The organism is Aeromonas sp. sif2433 (genome assembly GCF_019218705.1).
Classification (GTDB): Bacteria; Pseudomonadota; Gammaproteobacteria; order Enterobacterales; family Aeromonadaceae; genus Aeromonas; species Aeromonas encheleia.
The window spans coordinates 144768-160749 of sequence record NZ_JAHUXD010000010.1; the positions used below are offsets into that span (position 1 = coordinate 144768).

Consider the following 15982-nt stretch of genomic DNA (forward strand, 5'->3'; position numbering starts at 1 on the left):
CCTGCCCCGGGTTCAGTTCTTGATCAGAGCGGGTAATCGATCCAGCCAGGAGCGATGCCACTCCAGCAACTCATCCCGCGGCATGGGGCGGGCGGAGAAGAAGCCCTGGCACTGATCGCAGCCCAGTCTGGCCAGCAACTGCCAGGTGGACTCATCCTCGACCCCCTCGGCCACCGACTTGAGCCCCAGCTTGCGGGCCAGCTCGATGCTCGACTCTATGATGGCGAGCCGGGAGGGATCCTCATAGCAGCGATCGACGAAGGAGCGATCCAGCTTCAGCTCGGTGAAGGGCAGCAGCGCCAACTGCTGCATGGAGGAGTAACCTGTGCCGAAGTCATCGATGGAGAGCCCGAAGCCGTGCATGCGCAGGCGCGTCAGCACCTCCAGCGACTTGCCGAGATCCTTGACGAAGGCACTCTCGGTCACCTCCAGGGTGATGAGCTCAGGGTTGATGCTCCAGCGCTGGCAATGATTGAGCAGGGTGTTGCAGAGATCCCCCTCGATCAGCGAGGTGGTGGAGAGGTTCATCGACAGGTTGAGGGAGAGCCCGGTCTGTTCCCACAGGTGCCCATCGCGCAGGGACTTGTTGATGATCACCTCGGTCAGCTGATCGATCAGTCCATGGCGCTCCGCCAGAGGGATGAAGTGCACCGGTGAGACCAGGCCATACTCGGGGTGCTGCCAGCGGGCGAGCGCCTCCATGCCGATCCACTGACCGGTGCCGAAGCTGACCTTGGGCTGATACCAGGGCAGCAGCTGATCCTGCTCCAGGGCGGCGCTGAGATCGTCTTGAGTCAGGCTGTGGCCGTCCTCCTCCTGGGTCCGCTCCTGCTGGGGCCGCCAGGCACCGATCAGCTGCCTGATCTGCTGCGGGTCGGCGGGCTTGTCGATGCGCCCCAGCACCTGCAGGCCATAGGCCGTGCTCATGCGCAGCACGGCGTCGACCACATCGTCTTCCAGCGCACTGCACAGGATGACGCCACCCCTGAAGCCTCCCAGCGAGAGCCGGCGCAGCAAAGCCATGCCGTCCATGCCGGGCATGCGCAGATCGCAAAACAGGATGTCGACCTGGTGGTGCTGACACAGCTCCAGCGCCGCCTCGCCATCCTGTGCCTCCAGCAGCTGGCCGTAGCCGAGCCTGCTGATCTGGTGCATCAGGGCCTTGCGCTGGAAGTTGTGATCCTCCACCACCATGATCACCAACTCATGCTGCTTGTTATTCATCGAGCCATAGTCCAATTTCGCATGCAATAGCATCCATCAATACCTGTACTGTCTGACTCAACTCATCGAGCCTGTCCAGCTGTTTCAATCTGGCCGCAGCCTCCAGCTGAGCCGCCTCCGTCGCCAGGGCCGTCTGCCCGACCATGCGGGCCGCCCCCTTGATGCGGTGTGCCGTCTCCACCAGCGCCTGGGTATCCTGACACGCCAGCGCTCGCACCATCTCCTCGCTATCCTGGCGATTGGAGTCCAGATACTCCTGCGCCATGCTGCGGGCCAGCGCCTCATCACCGAACAGGGAGATCCAGCTCAGCGCCTGCTCCTGGGTCGAAGCCTGAACGCGGGGCTGCGGCTCGCTCGGCGCACTGGCGACCGGCAACCAGCGCTGCAGCGTCTGGCGCAAGGTCTCCAGGCTGTAGGGTTTGAACAGCATATCGTTCATCCCCGCCGCCTGCATCTGCCGGCTGGCCTCCTCCGAGGTATCGGCCGTGACGCCGATGATGGGCGCCGGATCCCCCGCCGCCCGCAGGGTCCTGGTCAGGCTGTAGCCATCCATCACCGGCATGTGGCAATCGGTCAGCAGCAGGGCGAAGCCCTGCCCCTGCCAGGCGCGCAGCGCCTTCTCGCCATCATCGACCAGCTCGGCATCGATGCCGAGAATGGCGAGCTGGCGGGCCAGCAGCGCACGGTTGATAGGATGATCATCGGCGACCAGGACACGGCCCTGCAACTTGTCTACCAGGAATTGCCCCGGCTGAGTGGCCCGCTCCCCCGCCAGCTGGCGGCAGGTTTCCAGCAGCAGGTCGGGATAGAGCGGCGACTGACCCAGCCGCCACCAGGCATCGCTGCCCATACGTCCGCGCAGCGCCTCCTGGGGGGAGAGCACTATGCCCTTGAGCGCGGATTGCTGCAAATGCTGCTGCCAGTCCGTGCCCAGCGCCCGCTCCAGCAGGCGCTCCTCCGCCAGCAGGCGACCGCTCAGCGGTTGCCGCCACTGATGCGGCTCCAGCCGATGCAGCCGGGCGCCCAGCTGCTCCATGGTCGCCCGCAGCGCGGCATCCTCCCCCAGCCACCACCAATCCTGATCGACCAGCGGCGGGGCATCCCACTGACACTCGGTCAGCGGGATCTTGAAAGTCACGCAGGTCCCGGTGCCGGGCTTGCTCTCCAGCGCCAGGCTGCCCCCCATCTTGTGGATCAACTGCTGGCAGATGGCGAGCCCGAGCCCGGTCCCGCCGAAGCGCCGGGTGATGTCGGATTCGACCTGCTTGAAGGGGGTGAACAGGTTCACCTGCTTGTCATCGGCGATGCCGATCCCCGTATCCCGCACGGCAAACAGCAGCTGGTTCGCCTGATAGCCGACCCGGATGGCGATCTCGCCCCACTCGGTAAATTTCACCGCGTTGTTGAGCAGGTTGGAGATCACCTGCCCCACCCGGATCGCGTCCATGCTGGCCTGATCCGGCACCTCGGCGGCCCACTCCAGCGTCACTTTGAGCCCCTTGCCATAGGCCAGGGTGGCGTGACCGCGGATGACATCGCAGATGACCGAGGTGAGTCGGCAGACGTGGTAATGCAGCTGCAGCTGGCCCGCCTCTATCTTGGAGAAGTCCAGAATATCGTTGACCAGATAGAGCAGGTTGTTGGTCGAGGTCGCGATGTTGCGCAGCATGTAGCGCTGATCGTCGTTGAGGTCGCTCATCTGCAACAGCTCCAGCATGCCGTGCATGCCGGAGATGGGGGTGCGCAACTCGTGGCTCATGGTGGCGAGGAAGCGACTGCGCGCCTGCATCGCCTGCTCCGCATAGGCGCGCGCCTCCCTGAGCTCGTGTTCCTGCTGCTTGAGGGCCGTGATGTCGTGGATGACGCCGTTGAGGATCAGGTTGCCCTCCTCCTGGCGCACGAAGCTGCCGCGCACCTGCAGGTAGCGCAGCCCCTCTGCTCGCTCGACCTTGACCTCCAGATCGAGGGGAGCCAGGGTCTCGGCGTGATTGGCCACCTTGCTGACGAAATCCTGCAGCGCCGCCTCGGTAAAGCCGAACACCTCGCCGCCCGACTCCACCGACAGCAGCCCCTCCCCGCTGCTGCCCAGGATCTCCCTCGCCCCCTGGGACACATAGAGGAAGCGCCCCTGGCCCGGCCCCTGCCACAGATACTGATAGACGATGCCAGGCATGCTGTCGGTGATCTGGGTGAGGCGGGTCTCCGCCTGGCGGGCCCGCGCCTCGGCCTCCTTGATCCGGGTCACATCGGTCAGCACCGTCAGGACCCCCAGCTGCTCGCCGCTCTGCGCGCGATAGGGCTGTTTGGCATAGATGACGTGGAACGCGGTGCCATCATGGCGCCGGCTGTAACCCGCCCCCTCCATCGCCTGGCCGCTCAGCCACACCTCCTGCTCCTCCCTCAGCACCTTCTCCCGCTCCAGGGATGGCAGGTTGTCCAGGTGATAGAGGCCGCCATCGCTGCGCTCGCTGATGAAGGCATCGCGATAGGCCCGATTGCACAGGGTGATGCGCAGGTATTTGTCACGCAGCACCACCATGTTGGGCAGCGAGTCAAGCAGGGTCTGCACGAAGGTGAGCTGCTCGTTCAGCTGCTGCTCGGCCAGCTGGCGCTGCACTATCTGGCGGCGCAGGGTCCGGTTCCAGCCCATGAACAGCAGCACGCAGAGCAGGAAGATACCCACCCCGAGGGAGGACCACATCAGCACTGTCCCCGGGTTGATGCCCGTCTGTATGGTCAGCGACAGCCACTTGTGTTCCAGCTTGGCCAGCTCTTCCGGCCGGATGGAGAGCAGCACCTTGGTCAGGATCTGCTGCAACATGGGATCCTGCTGACGCACCGCCATGGCGATGGGTACCCTCAGCTCGTTGCCGGAGAAGACCACCTGATAGCGATCGCTGAAGCCCTTTTGCAGCGCCTGCTCCAGGGTGGTCATGCTCATCAGCACATAGTCCACCTGGCGGCTGTCGAGCAGCGGGAGCAGTCCCGCATCGCTGCTGGCCATCACCGGGATGGCGCCGACCTCGGCCAGCAGCCGCGTCTCGACCGAGCCATCGACCATGCCCACCTTGTGCCCCCTCAGCTCCGCCGCGCTGGACAGCTCCGCCATCCCTTGCCGGGCCGCGATCACCCTGTGTATGAAGGCGTAATCCGGGGTGAACAGCAAGGATTGACGGCGATCCTCGGTCGAGGTCATCGCCGGGACGAAGTCCAGCTTGCGCGCCTTGAACAGGGCCTGGGTCTCGGCCCAGCTCTGGGTCGGCACCAGGGTGAATTGGAGACCGGTGCGCACACTCAGCAGTTTCAACAGGTCGGCGATGAAGCCGTGCAGCTGGCCGCGGCTGTCGATCTCACTCACCGCAGGCCAGTCGGGGGCCACGCCATAGCTCAGGGTGGGGTGTTGCGCCAGCCAGTTCAGCTCGCTCTGGTTGAAGACGATCTGGCGTGGGCCATGGGCCAGCTCATAGTCGACTATGCCCCCCGTCTCCAGAATGCGGCGCCGTTCATCGATCGGAATGTCGTTGAGCGCCGCCTCCAGCAAGCCCTGCAACGCCTTGTTCTTGGGGCCGACCGCGATGGCCAGCGAAGTGTCCTGCACCCAGTCCGGGGTCGACACCGTCAGGTTCGCCTGTTGCTGCAGCCGCTGCAGCCGTATCAGAGATGGCAGATCCCCCAGATAGGCATCCGCCAGCCCCTTCTTGACCATGAAGACCGCCTCATCACTGCTGTCGGCCTCGACCATGTCGTTGATGCCCAACAAGGCCAGCTCTTCGCAGGAGCTGAAGCCGAACTCGCACACCCAGCGCAGCTCCCGCGCCTCCTCCAGGGTGGGCTCCTCTTTCGACTTGGCCAGCAGGACGGCCCGCGGCAGCACCATGAGATCCGAGGTAAACAGCATCTGCTCCAGCCTGGTCTGGCTCGGAGTCACCCCGATCAGCATGTCGACCTCGTCATCCATCAAGGCTTGCTGGGCACCGGCATAGTAGGGATAGGTCTTGTAGCGCAGGGTCAGGTGCAACTTGTTCGCCAGCAGGGTGGCAAAATCGTCAAGCGGGCCGCTGAAGCCACCCCGGCTATTGGTATAGACATAGGGGGGCCAGGCCACGGAAGGCATGCCGACCACCAGTTCGTTGTGCGACGAGAGCCACAGCCGTTCCGACAACCCCAATCTGTTCTTATCCAGATGCGAATCGGCGGCGGCCCCCAGGCTCCAGCAGGCCAGCCAGCACAACAGAATGGAACGAACGCAACGATACAACATGGATGACTCCTGCACAGACCGGTGGGTGATCATAGAGTTTTTGGTTAAATGTGCGACTAAAAAATCAGGGCGGCACCGATCAGAAACGAGAATGGCAGGCCTAGGCCTGCCATTTGCACATCAGGGGGAGCGAGTCCCCCTCCATCAGGTTATTCGGTTCCCAAGGCGGAAGCCGGTTTGAAACTCCCGCACACGGACATGGGCAACCTGCACATCCTGCCCTTCCAGGCCGATGTCTTTCAACATGGCTGGCGAGAGATTCAGGTAGCTGACGCGACGCTCCAGTCGGGTGATCCGTTTCTGAACCAGGGATTCGACGGTGCGCAGCAGGACGAGCTCGATAGACATAATATTCTCCAGTTGAACTTGCGGTTCTCCCGGAGAGAGGACATCACCCTGCGGGATAACCGCGGGTGATGAAAAAGCAGGGGTTACCTGTTTCCTCCACGCGGTAAATAAAGAGCACGAGTCTTCGCGCTGCCAATGCAGCGATCGAACGCAACGTTGAACATGGAATGTTGCATAGTCGTCTCCTTACCGGGTGAAAGTTGTACAAGTTGCCACAGTCTAGAAAAACACCGAATTTTGTGCAATATCCATCCCACCCATATGGGTGGGATGGATATGGACCGATCAGATCCCGGACAGCAGCCGGAACTCCTCCAGCGCATAGGTATCCGTCATGCCGCTGACGTAATCGAGCAACAGCCGGACGCGGTAGTACCACTCCTGCTCGGCCCCGGATTCAAAGCGGGGATCGGCGGTCGCCACCGCCAGCCGGTATGCCTTGAGGTGGCGGGCCGACAGCCGGTGAAACAGCCGCCGGGCGAAGAAGAGCTCGCTGCCCCCCTTGCCCGCCAGCAAGCGCTCAAATTGCGCGGCCGGCAGCGCCAGCAGGCAGGCGTAAGTCGAGAGCACGCCGCGCAGGGCGGCATAGCCTTCCAGCTCCAGCGCCTCCACCTCAGGGCGCATGAACACCTGCTCGCGGGCCACCTGCTTGAGGGTATCGAGCACCCGCGCCGCCGGCGCCTGACCGTGCAGCAAGGCCTGGGGATAGGCACCGCTCAGGATGACGACATGCTCGCTCACATAGGTATCGGCCGCCAGGGTGACCAGATCCCGGGTGAGCTGTAGGCGAAAATGGGGAAAGAAGCCGCGGCCGGACGCCGCGGCCTGGGCCAGCAGGCCGGCCATGTAATCCCCCCCGTCGGCGCTGCGCAGCGCCTGCAGCAGCTCGCTCAGGCTGAGGATGTGCCGATCGACCGCATCCTCCAGATCGGCGATGCAGTAGGAGATGTCGTCCGCCGCCTCCATGATGTACACCAGCGGATGACGGCAGCCAGGGGCCAGCCCCAGGTGCTGGCTCAGGGACTGATAGAGCGGCTGCTCGCTGAAGAAGATGCCGCGCTTGCTGGCCCAGCCGTGGTGCTGGCCAAAGTGCTGACCGGGCTGCGGCTGCTGCGGGTACTTGCACAGGGCCGCCAGCTGGCCTAGGGTCAGGTTCAGTTCGTGCAGGCTGTGCACCAGCCGCAGGCTCTGGGCGTTGCCGTCGAACACCAGCAGATCCTGGCGCAGCTCGGCCCATTGCGGGCTCGGGAGCCGGTCATGGGCACTGGCAAACAGCGCATCCAGCTCCTGTGCCAGCCACTGGCTCATCACCTGCTCGCCGAAGTGGCCGAACGGCGGGTTGCCGACGTCGTGCAGCAGGCAGGACATCTCCACCAGATTGATGAAGGCCCCCTCACAGACAGTGCCCGCCGGCAGGGCGGCCAGGATGCGGCGGCTGATCTGGCGGCCGGTCTCCTGCACCTCCAGCGAATGGGTGAGGCGGCTGCGCACCGAGGCCTTCACATCGAGCGGAAAGACCTGGGTCTTCTGTTGCAGGCGGCGCACCGGCGCGGCCTGCACTATGCGGGCGCGATCCTGTTCGGTCGCCTCCAGCAGGGGCTCCTCGCCCCAGGGGTGAACCCGCAGTGAGGGGATCAGGCGCTGATACATGGGCTGCGTCTCCTTAGCTGTGATGACAGGGGCCGACTCAGGAGAGCAGCCAGCGGCGCAACCGGGCGATGTCACCCGGGTATTCACGGCGCAGCGTCTCGATCCAGTCTTCCACGTTCTCCCACCAGGCGGGGTGCTCCGGGCTCTGGATCAGCTGGGCCGTCTGCTGCAGGCGGCGCAGGCCTATTGAGCCGGCCGCCCCCTTGATCTTGTGCGCCTCCTCCACCACCCCGGCCTGATCCCTGGCGATCATGTTGGTGTCGAGCACCGCCATGTAGTCGGGCAGCATCTTCTCGAACAGGTCGACGCTGGAGAGCAACACCGGCTTGCCGACCGTGCTGGCGTAATCGGTGAGGAAGGGCAGATCCAGCAGCTCATCCTGATTGCCCGCATCCTCCTGCTCATCGGCCTCGTCGTCGGCCAGATCCGCAAACAGGTGGCCAATCACCTCGCGCACCGCCTTGGATCCCAGCGGCTTGTTGATCACATCCTGCAGACCGCGATCCCGATAGTACTGGCGATCGCCGGTGCTATTGGCGGTGAGTGCCACCATGGGCGGCAGGCTGTCGCCGTAACGGGCCAGCAGCTGGGCTGCCACATCGAAGCCGGTCATGTCCGGCAGCTGGATATCGAGCAGGATGAGGTCGAAGTCATCGGGATTGGCCATGGCCAGCGCCTGGGTCCCATCCCGCGCCACCTTGACCTGATGCCCCAGCTTGGTGAGCAGGGCGCAGGCCACGGTCACGTTCAGCTCCACATCCTCCACCAGCAGGATGTCGAGCGCCGGCAGCTCCTGCTCCGGCTCGGCGGCCAGGGATTCGACGCAGTCCACCTCGAGCTCGGCGGTGAAGCAGGAGCCCTCGCCGGGATCGCTGTCCACATAGAGCTCGCCGCCCATGGCCTGCACCAGCTGACGGGAGACCGCCAGACCGATGCCGGTGCCGGTGGCGTGCTTCTTGCCCTGCACCTGATAGTACATGGCGAAGATCTTCTCCTGCTGGGCGCGCGGAATGCCGACCCCGGTGTCTTCCACCTCGAAGTGCAGCGCCAGCTTGCCCGGCACATCGGACGCGTGGGAGAGGCAACGCACCGTCACCCCGCCCTCGTCGGTAAACTTGACCGCATTGCCCACCAGGTTCCACAACACCTGGCGCAGGCGGGTGCCGTCGGCCATCACGAACTGCGGCATGTCCCCATCCCGGTCGAAGTGCAGGTAGAGCCCCTTCTGCTCCGCCTGGATGCGCGACAGCGTCTCCAGCTCGTCGAGGAAGGCGGGCAGGTCGATGCGGGTGGGAGCTATCTCCAGCCGGCGGCGATCGAGTTTGTCGAGATCGATGATGTCGTTGAAGATGTTGCCGAGCGTCACAGCGCTCAGGTGAATGGTCTTGAGCTGCTGGTGCTGCTTGGCATCGAGCGGCGTATCCATCAGCATCCGGCTGAGCCCCACTATGCCGTTGAGCGGGGTGCGCAGCTCGTGGCTGATGGTGGAGATGAAGGTGGTCTTGTCGCGACTCGCCTTCTCCAGCTTGTCCTGGTATTGCTTGCGCTCTGTGATGTCTCGGCCAAAGCCGAGCAGGCCGAGCCGCTTGCCGAAGCGGTCGAAGAAGGGCACCTTGCGCAGCTCGAAGTAGGCCTTGCGGCCATCCGGATACTCCAGCCACTGCTCGTAGGTGAGCGGCTCGTTGCTGGTGAAGACCTGCTTGTCGGTCTCCACCACCTTGCTGGCGATGTCCTGCTTGTAGACATCGAACGGGGTCAGCCCGATGAGTTCGGCCTCGACCTTGCCGGTCAGCTCCTCCATGGCGCGGTTGCAGCCGGAGAACTGCTGCTCCTCGTTGCGGTAATAGACCAGATCGGGGGAGCAGTCGATGAAGGAGCGCAGCAGGGCGGTGCGCTCACCCAGGTGCAGCTGGGCCTTCTCGCGCTGGAACACCTCGTTCTCCAGATCCTCGATCGCCTGCTGACGCAGGGTCTCGGCCCTGTTGGTCTCGGCTATCTGGGCGTTGAGGCGACTGATGTTCTCCTGCAGCTGGCTGTTGAGCTCGAGATCCCGCTCGCGCATGTCCTGCAGCTTGCGCACCATGCGGGTCAGCCGCTGACGGGAGTCCTCCAGCTGATCCACCACGATGGAGAGGAAATAGACGGCCCAGGGGGTCACCAGCAGGCCGAAGAACACCGAGCGCACCAGGTCGACGATATCCACTGTGCCACGCAGAAACTGGGTCACGCCCATCTGAATCGTCACGGCCAGCACTATGATGCCCGCCGCCAGCAACATGCTGAAACGGACCAGCCCCAGCTTGGTCATCAGGTCGACGTAGTACTGCGCCCAGGATTTGATTTGCTTCATCTCGTTGTTTTCTCCCCGCTATTGCGCAAACAGAATACCAGCACGGCGCACCGAACACTTGCCCGTCACCGCATAAATTATTGATTAACGTCACACTCCTGCTGGGGTAGCATGCCCACCTTGGCCAGTCAGCCCCAGTTCAGCAAAGGACGCTGACCCGGCCATGCGGTTTCATCATTCGTCATTTCAGGAGTCCTACTGATGCGTAATCTCACCCTGCTGAGTCTCAGCCTGCTGGTCGCCAATGCCGCCCACGCCGATCTCGGTGCCATTCCCACGCAATCTGGCTGGTCCGGTTTCTTGTTGGGAGGGGTCAGTGCCATCAGCCATGAATCCAATTTCTATGCCGGCGGGGACAGCAATGGCCACATCGACGGCCTCGGCTCCCCCGCCAGCGAGAGCGAGCTGGCGCCGCTCATCAACGCCGACATCCGCTACACCTTCGCCGATACCCGCACCCAGGTGTTCCTCGGCAACCTCATCCAGGATGCGCTGCGCTTCGACTTCACCCAGCAGCTCGGGATCCGTCAGGAGATGGGCGACAAGGGGATAGTGGCGGGCTCTGTGGTATTCAACGCCATGCCGGTCGAGCTGTGGAGCGATCCTTTCGCCGTCGGGGTGGATCGCAGCGCCACCGATGCCAAGTCGAAGGGCGTGCGGTTCGCCTGGGACAAGATCTGGGGCAGCAACTTCAATGGCAGCCTCACCACCCGGGAAATGGAGCTGGATGAGGAGCACAGCAGCCAGCAGTACGATCAGCGCCACGGCACCCACTATGCCCCCATGCTGGATCGCAACGGCAAGATCCATGACATGGAGCTCTCCTACCAGTGGCACTTCGGGGGTGGCCAGCTGCTGGAGCCCGCCATTCTCTACAAGCAGGCCGATCTCGATGGCAGTGCCGAGAGCTTCAAGAACCTGGGGATGCAGCTGACCTATGCCAAGCGCGGCCCCCAGTGGTCCGTCGTCGGCAACGCCTATGCCGGCAAGCGCGAGTATGACGAGGCGAATCCCCTGTTCGGCCAGCGCGCCGATGCCAAGGAGTTTGTGCTGGCCGGCACCTTCTTCTGGCACAACCTGATGGGGGTCAGGGATCTCTCCGCCACCGTCACGGCGGCCTACAACCAGGCCGATTCCGACATCGCCTTCTACGATAGCCAGACCAGCATCCTCAGCGCAGGTCTGCTCTACAACTTCTAAGTCGTGTCGACCCGAATACAAGGAGGCCACCCCAGGGGTGGCCTCCTTGTATCTGCTTGGTCATCAGAGACCGAGCGAGTTGAGCAGGTCGTCGTGATCGTTGGTGACGGGCGCCACCGGGGCCGGCTTGGCCGCCGCCAGCTTGGTCTGGGCGATCAGGGCATCGGGGTCAATCTCCTCCTGATCCCTGCCCTCGTTGTGCAGCCGGATGAACTCGGTGCCGTCCATCGCCAGCTCCAGGTAGAAGATGTTGTTGCTGGCGGTGAAGAAGGTGACCCTGCGGGTCTCGGGATTGTCGAGGTTGGTATCCACGCTCAGCATCACCTGCTTGTTCAGGGCCAGCATCTTGGGCTGGTTCTGGGTGATGTGAGTCTGCAACTCGCGGCCCACCTTGCCGGTGAAGCTGCCGAGGATCTGGTTCATCAGCTCGCCCATGACGTTGCTCACCTCGTCCGAGGTGTGGGAGATGGCGAGATCCTCCTTGGAGAGCCCCATGCTGAGCATGTAGCTCTGGTAGAGCTCCATGGCCGCGGCGGCGGAGAAGTTGATCACCACCAGGCCGGAGAAACCGCCATCAAACAGCACGAAACAGCCGATATCCGGCTTGAGGCAGGTCTTGCTGATCCGCTGCACCATGCCGGAGAAGCGCACCTGGGTCTGGGTCGCCGCGCTCAATACGCCCGTGACCGAGTTGCACAGGCTCAGCAGCACATCCTCGGTGGTCAATACGGCGTCATCATCGGATCTTGTTAGTATCATGGAACCTTCCTGCTGATCGAAAATGGGCTAGTCGTTGTCGTCAGGCTAACAGATAGCCTGACCCCGGCCTGGAAACAGCGAGCCAGCTCTCACTTGATGCCATTGTCACTATTGAAGAGGGGTAAATCCGCTCAGGGTCGCCAGCCGGGCTCGCCAGTTATCGGCCGCAATCCGTAAATCTTGCGCCTCATATGCCACGGCAGGGTGCGCACCCCAGATGGGGCCAGGCCAGGCGGGGTCCGTACTGAAGCGGGCCACATGGTGCAGGTGCAGCTGGGGCACCAGGTTGCCGAGCGCCGCCACGTTGATCTTGTCCGGACTCAGCGCCTGCTCCATCAGGGCGGCGACGGCGCAGGACTCCTGCATCAGCTGTTGCTGCTGCTCGGGTGCGAGGTGGTGGATCTCCCGCAACTGGGCGATGCGGGGCACCAGGATGAGCCAGGGGTACTGGCTGTCTCTGGCGAGCAGGACGCGGCAGAGCGGCAGATCCCCGAGCGGCTGGGTATCCGCCTGCAGGCGGGGATGCAATTCAAACATGAGAACCTCGTTGGTCAAGATGGGCAGGTCGCCAGGCGACGGTGCCCACGTTACTGCAACGAGGGGCAAACTTAAAGCTGGGGCACGGCCCAGCCGATGAAGCGCTTGCGCAGCGCCGGATCGGCCTGCAGGAAGAGTCGCTGCAACTGCCCCTCCAGCTCGCTGGCGGCCACCGGTACCGAGGTTCCCGCCGCCACCGTCGCTACCGTCGTCGCGCCGACCGTGTTCAGCGCCGCCTTGCCCCCGCCGCGGTTGTACTCCTCCAGCCTGGCGCGCCAATCCATGCCGATCTGCATGCCGTTGACCACCAGCTCATCCTGCTGCATGGCCAGTGGCTGGCCCCCCGTCTGCAGGCTCACCAGCGGCGCCTTGGCGTAGCGCTCCATCCCGCTCTCATCGCCGGGAACGGCCGCCTGCAAGCGTACCGACTGCCGGCTGGCGTCATAGCGGATCACCTGGGGCTCGGAGCGGATCTGGCGATCGTTGTCGCTGCTGTTGCGACTCGGGATCACCCCCTCATAGCGCACCAGCAACTGCTGTTGCCCGTCGGCCAGCACGGCATGCTGCTCGTCCTGCACCTTGCCGGCGCTCACCGCCAGGATCTGGAAATTCTCCGGTACCCTGACCTCGACCTCGGCCTGCGCCGCCCCGGCACACAACAGCATGACGCCGACCCAACCCTGATGACCCTTCATCCTCTGCCTCTCTCCATCGCTGTGATGAGCGCAGGGTAGCAGCCGGATATGACAGAAAAATAACGCTGGCTCAGCCGGTTGCACTCAGATCAGGTAGTGCGGCCGCTCGGCAAACCACTCGGCCAGCACCTGCTTGAACAGGCGGATCTTGCGCGGCACCCGCCGCTGCTGGGCATGCAGCACATGGAGCGGGTGCAGGCCGGTCTGCCACTCCCCCAGCACCGCCACCAGCTCCCCCCTGGCCAGGCTGGCTTCCACCAGCATCAGCGGGCACTTGGCATAGCCCATGCCAGCACGGGCCAGCTGCAGCAGGGTGCTGTAGTGGTTGGCCCGCACCCGTCCCTGCACCGGGATCAGGGCCTCCTCCCCCTCCTTGCGAAAATGCCACTGCTCCCAGGCGGGGTTGCTTCCCTGCAGCAGACAGCTGCGGCCGCTCAGCTCATAGGGGGTGGCCGGGATCCCCTCCCGCGCGAGCAGGGCCGGGCTCGCCACCACCACGTCTCTCAGCCGGCCGAGTGGCAGCGCTACCAGGTTGTCCGGCACATGGCTCATGGCACGCAGGGCGATGTCGTGCTCCCCCTGGCTCATGTCGACCATGGCGTTGGTGAAGTTGAGCTCGACCTGCACCCCGGGGCAGCGCTCGGCGAAGCGTGCCAGCAGGTCGCTCACCATGCGATCGCCGGTGCTGACCGGGCAGGTGAAACGCAGGCGGCCGCCGTCCTCCTCGGTCAGGGCCTGGATGTCCTGCTCCGCCTGCTGGGCCAGCGCGAAGATCTGCCCCGCCTGCAGATAGAGCGTCTTGCCCGCCTCGGTCAGGCTGAGCCGGCGGGTGGTGCGCTGCAACAGCTGGGCGTTGAGGGAGGCCTCCAGCGCGCTGACGTGGCGGCTCAGCATCCCCTTGCTCACCCCCAACAGGTCGGCCGCAGCGGAGAAGCTGCCGCGTTTGACCACCTCATAGAAGCTGGCCAGGTGGGCGATATCCATCCATTCACTCCAATATGGAAACAATACGTTCATATTAAGCGCTTTTTCTTCTCTTTAGTCCTACTAGAATCCTGAATATCCCAATCAGGAGTGACCAAGATGAAAATCGTAATTGTGGGTGCCTCCGGCACCATCGGATCCGCCGTCAGTGAACTGCTCGCCAGGGACCATGAGGTCATCCGGGTCGGCCACAGCCAGGGGGATGCCAGGGTAGACATGACGGACTGCGCCTCCATCACCGCCCTGTTCGCGGGGATAGGCCGGTTTGATGCCCTGCTGGTGGCCAGCGGCAGCGTCGCCTTCAACGCCTTCCCCGAGATGACGGACGAGCAGTGGCAAACGGGGCTGGAGAGCAAGCTGATGGGCCAGATCAGGCTGACTCGCGCCGCCATCCCGCACCTCAACGACCGGGGATCCATCACCCTGATCGGCGGCATCCTGAGCGAGGAGCCCATCAACTGGGGGGTCAGCGCCAGCACTATCAACGGTGCCATCGAACACTTCGTGCGGGCCGCGGCCTGCGAGCTGCCGCGGGGGCTGCGCATCAACGCGATAAGCCCGACCGTGCTGGTCGAATCCATGGACAAGTATGCCGACTTCTTCCCCGGCTTCGTGCCGGTGCCCGCCGCCCGGGTGGCCCAGGCCTACAAGAAGTCGGTGCTGGGGGTACAGAGCGGCCAGGTGTTCAGGGTCAACGGCTGAGGCCACCCTCTCCCACTGCCAGACACCAATAAAAACGGGCCCGCGATGGGCCCGTCTGTTTATCCGGCGCTGTGCCCGGCTATGCCTTCTTGTCACCAGCAAACGTTTGTTTGTCGGCGACAAAAAAACAGGGCAAGCCTCAGTCGATCAGACCGTACTGCTCGCGCAACACCTCGATGATCTCCTGCTTGGGATTGGCACTGCGCACCAGCGGCTGACCGATGATCTTCTCGGCGATCCCCACGTAGGTGTTGGAGATGTCCATCATCACCGCCGTCGGCAGCTTGTTGTCGCGCGCCAGGGCGAAGCGTTCCGGCATGCGGTGCTTGTTGAGCAGGATGTCCGGATCCGGGAAGTGGTTCAGCAGCCACTGGCGGAAGCCCTCTTTCGACTTCTCGACGATCTGGCCTTCACGCAGGGCGGCGCCGTCCCAGATGCGGGAGCTGTCGGGGGTACCCACTTCATCCATGTAGATGAGCTTCTCGTTGCCGGCGGCGTCCTTGACGTAGCCAAACTCGAACTTGGTGTCGACGAAGATCTGATCGAGCGCGGTCAGCGCATCGCTGATCACGTTGAAGCCTTCCTTGAGCAGCACTTCGTAGCGGTCGATGTCGGCCGGCTTGCTGAAGTTGAAGCCCTGGCAGTGGCGCTCGATGTCGGCACGGGAGACGTTGACGTCATCGGCTTCCGGTACGCCATCCAGCCCCTTGAGCACACCCTTGGTGGACGGGGTGATGAGGATCTCCGGCAGCTTCTGATCCTTCTTCAGCCCTTCCGGCAGGCGGATGCCGCAGAACTCGCGCTCGCCATCCTTGTAGGCACGCCACATGGAGCCGGTGATGTACTGGCGGGCGATGGCTTCGATCATCACGGGACGGGCTTTCTGCACTATCCAGACGAAGGGGTGCGGGATATCCAGGATGTGGCTGTCGGCCAGTCCCTTCTCCTTGAACAGCTTGAACCAATGGCTGGAGATGGCGTTGAGCGCCGCGCCCTTGCCCGGCACGCCGTTCAACCCGTCCACGCCCTGCCAGATGCAGTCGAAGGCCGAGATGCGGTCACTGATCACCATGATGGCGAGCGGCGCATCGGCCGGCACATCATAGCCTTTCTCTCTTATGAGCCGGGCACTGTCTGCCGGGGTCAACCAGTAGACGCTGCGCACTTTGCCGGAATGGACAGGTTTATCGGTACGGATCGGCAAATCGTCATTCACCGCCAATACTTGATCTGCAAGACTCATGGCTTTTAACACTTCCTGTTGTGGGACTG

Annotated in this window: 12 protein-coding genes; 2 read left to right on the forward strand and 10 right to left on the reverse strand. The window is 63.7% G+C overall.

Annotation, left to right across the window (positions count from 1 at the left end):
* Positions 1–12: 12 nt before the first annotated feature.
* The 5 genes from KW825_RS16040 to arcB form a co-directional block, all read right to left on the reverse strand.
* Entirely contained in the window at positions 13–1224 is a 1212-nt protein-coding gene (locus KW825_RS16040; protein WP_218329765.1) for an EAL domain-containing protein, read from the reverse strand.
* Positions 1217–5485 (reverse strand): transporter substrate-binding domain-containing protein, encoded by a 4269-nt coding sequence (locus KW825_RS16045; protein ID WP_218329766.1) that lies wholly within the window; start codon positions 5483–5485, stop codon positions 1217–1219. The genes KW825_RS16040 and KW825_RS16045 overlap by 8 nt, the downstream gene beginning before the upstream one ends.
* A gap of 144 nt (positions 5486–5629) precedes the next feature.
* Entirely contained in the window at positions 5630–5833 is a 204-nt protein-coding gene (locus tag KW825_RS16050) for a hypothetical protein (protein ID WP_084228378.1), read from the reverse strand.
* Positions 5834–6118: 285 nt separating this feature from the next.
* Positions 6119–7483: a dGTPase gene (gene dgt, locus KW825_RS16055; protein ID WP_218329767.1), complete on the reverse strand. Its 1365-nt coding sequence runs from the start codon at positions 7481–7483 to the stop codon at positions 6119–6121.
* Between the two features lie 37 nt (positions 7484–7520).
* The gene (gene arcB, locus KW825_RS16060; protein ID WP_218329768.1) at positions 7521–9833 is read right to left on the reverse strand and encodes an aerobic respiration two-component sensor histidine kinase ArcB; all 2313 of its coding nucleotides are present in this window, start codon (positions 9831–9833) and stop codon (positions 7521–7523) included.
* A gap of 201 nt (positions 9834–10034) precedes the next feature.
* Here arcB and KW825_RS16065 point away from each other — a divergent pair, with 201 nt between their 5' ends.
* Positions 10035–11033 carry a DUF2860 family protein gene (locus KW825_RS16065; protein WP_218329769.1) on the forward strand — a complete coding sequence of 333 codons (999 nt, stop codon included), beginning with the start codon at positions 10035–10037 and terminating at the stop codon, positions 11031–11033.
* Positions 11034–11096: 63 nt separating this feature from the next.
* Here KW825_RS16065 and KW825_RS16070 read toward each other — a convergent pair whose 3' ends face one another.
* The 4 genes from KW825_RS16070 to KW825_RS16085 form a co-directional block, all read right to left on the reverse strand.
* Positions 11097–11792: a DUF3334 family protein gene (locus KW825_RS16070; RefSeq protein ID WP_218329770.1), complete on the reverse strand. Its 696-nt coding sequence runs from the start codon at positions 11790–11792 to the stop codon at positions 11097–11099.
* Between the two features lie 108 nt (positions 11793–11900).
* The gene (locus tag KW825_RS16075) at positions 11901–12329 is read right to left on the reverse strand and encodes an HIT domain-containing protein (RefSeq protein WP_218329771.1); all 429 of its coding nucleotides are present in this window, start codon (positions 12327–12329) and stop codon (positions 11901–11903) included.
* A gap of 71 nt (positions 12330–12400) precedes the next feature.
* Positions 12401–13024, reverse strand: coding sequence for a DUF2057 domain-containing protein (locus KW825_RS16080; protein ID WP_218329772.1), 624 nt, complete (start codon positions 13022–13024; stop codon positions 12401–12403).
* An 84-nt stretch (positions 13025–13108) separates the two neighbouring features.
* On the reverse strand, positions 13109–14008 hold the full coding sequence (locus KW825_RS16085; RefSeq protein ID WP_218329773.1) for a LysR family transcriptional regulator: 900 nt from the start codon (positions 14006–14008) through the stop codon (positions 13109–13111).
* A gap of 99 nt (positions 14009–14107) precedes the next feature.
* Here KW825_RS16085 and KW825_RS16090 point away from each other — a divergent pair, with 99 nt between their 5' ends.
* Positions 14108–14710, forward strand: coding sequence for a short chain dehydrogenase (locus tag KW825_RS16090; RefSeq protein ID WP_218329774.1), 603 nt, complete (start codon positions 14108–14110; stop codon positions 14708–14710).
* 139 nt (positions 14711–14849) lie between these two features.
* Here the strand turns inward: KW825_RS16090 and KW825_RS16095 are convergent, their stop codons facing one another.
* Positions 14850–15953 (reverse strand): phosphoribosylaminoimidazolesuccinocarboxamide synthase, encoded by a 1104-nt coding sequence (locus tag KW825_RS16095; RefSeq protein WP_042654272.1) that lies wholly within the window; start codon positions 15951–15953, stop codon positions 14850–14852.
* Positions 15954–15982: the final 29 nt, after the last annotated feature.

Excerpts from the sequence above, each read along its gene's own strand:
- KW825_RS16040 (WP_218329765.1), bottom strand. The coding sequence starts at position 1,224 with ATGAATAACAAGCAGCATGAGTTGGTGATCATGGTGGTGGAGGATCAC.
- KW825_RS16045 (WP_218329766.1), bottom strand. The coding sequence starts at position 5,485 with ATGTTGTATCGTTGCGTTCGTTCCATTCTGTTGTGCTGGCTGGCCTGC.
- KW825_RS16050 (WP_084228378.1), bottom strand. The coding sequence starts at position 5,833 with ATGTCTATCGAGCTCGTCCTGCTGCGCACCGTCGAATCCCTGGTTCAG.
- dgt (WP_218329767.1), bottom strand. The coding sequence starts at position 7,483 with ATGTATCAGCGCCTGATCCCCTCACTGCGGGTTCACCCCTGGGGCGAG.
- arcB (WP_218329768.1), bottom strand. The coding sequence starts at position 9,833 with ATGAAGCAAATCAAATCCTGGGCGCAGTACTACGTCGACCTGATGACC.
- KW825_RS16065 (WP_218329769.1), top strand. The coding sequence starts at position 10,035 with ATGCGTAATCTCACCCTGCTGAGTCTCAGCCTGCTGGTCGCCAATGCC.
- KW825_RS16070 (WP_218329770.1), bottom strand. The coding sequence starts at position 11,792 with ATGATACTAACAAGATCCGATGATGACGCCGTATTGACCACCGAGGAT.
- KW825_RS16075 (WP_218329771.1), bottom strand. The coding sequence starts at position 12,329 with ATGTTTGAATTGCATCCCCGCCTGCAGGCGGATACCCAGCCGCTCGGG.
- KW825_RS16080 (WP_218329772.1), bottom strand. The coding sequence starts at position 13,024 with ATGAAGGGTCATCAGGGTTGGGTCGGCGTCATGCTGTTGTGTGCCGGG.
- KW825_RS16085 (WP_218329773.1), bottom strand. The coding sequence starts at position 14,008 with ATGGATATCGCCCACCTGGCCAGCTTCTATGAGGTGGTCAAACGCGGC.
- KW825_RS16090 (WP_218329774.1), top strand. The coding sequence starts at position 14,108 with ATGAAAATCGTAATTGTGGGTGCCTCCGGCACCATCGGATCCGCCGTC.
- KW825_RS16095 (WP_042654272.1), bottom strand. The coding sequence starts at position 15,953 with ATGAGTCTTGCAGATCAAGTATTGGCGGTGAATGACGATTTGCCGATC.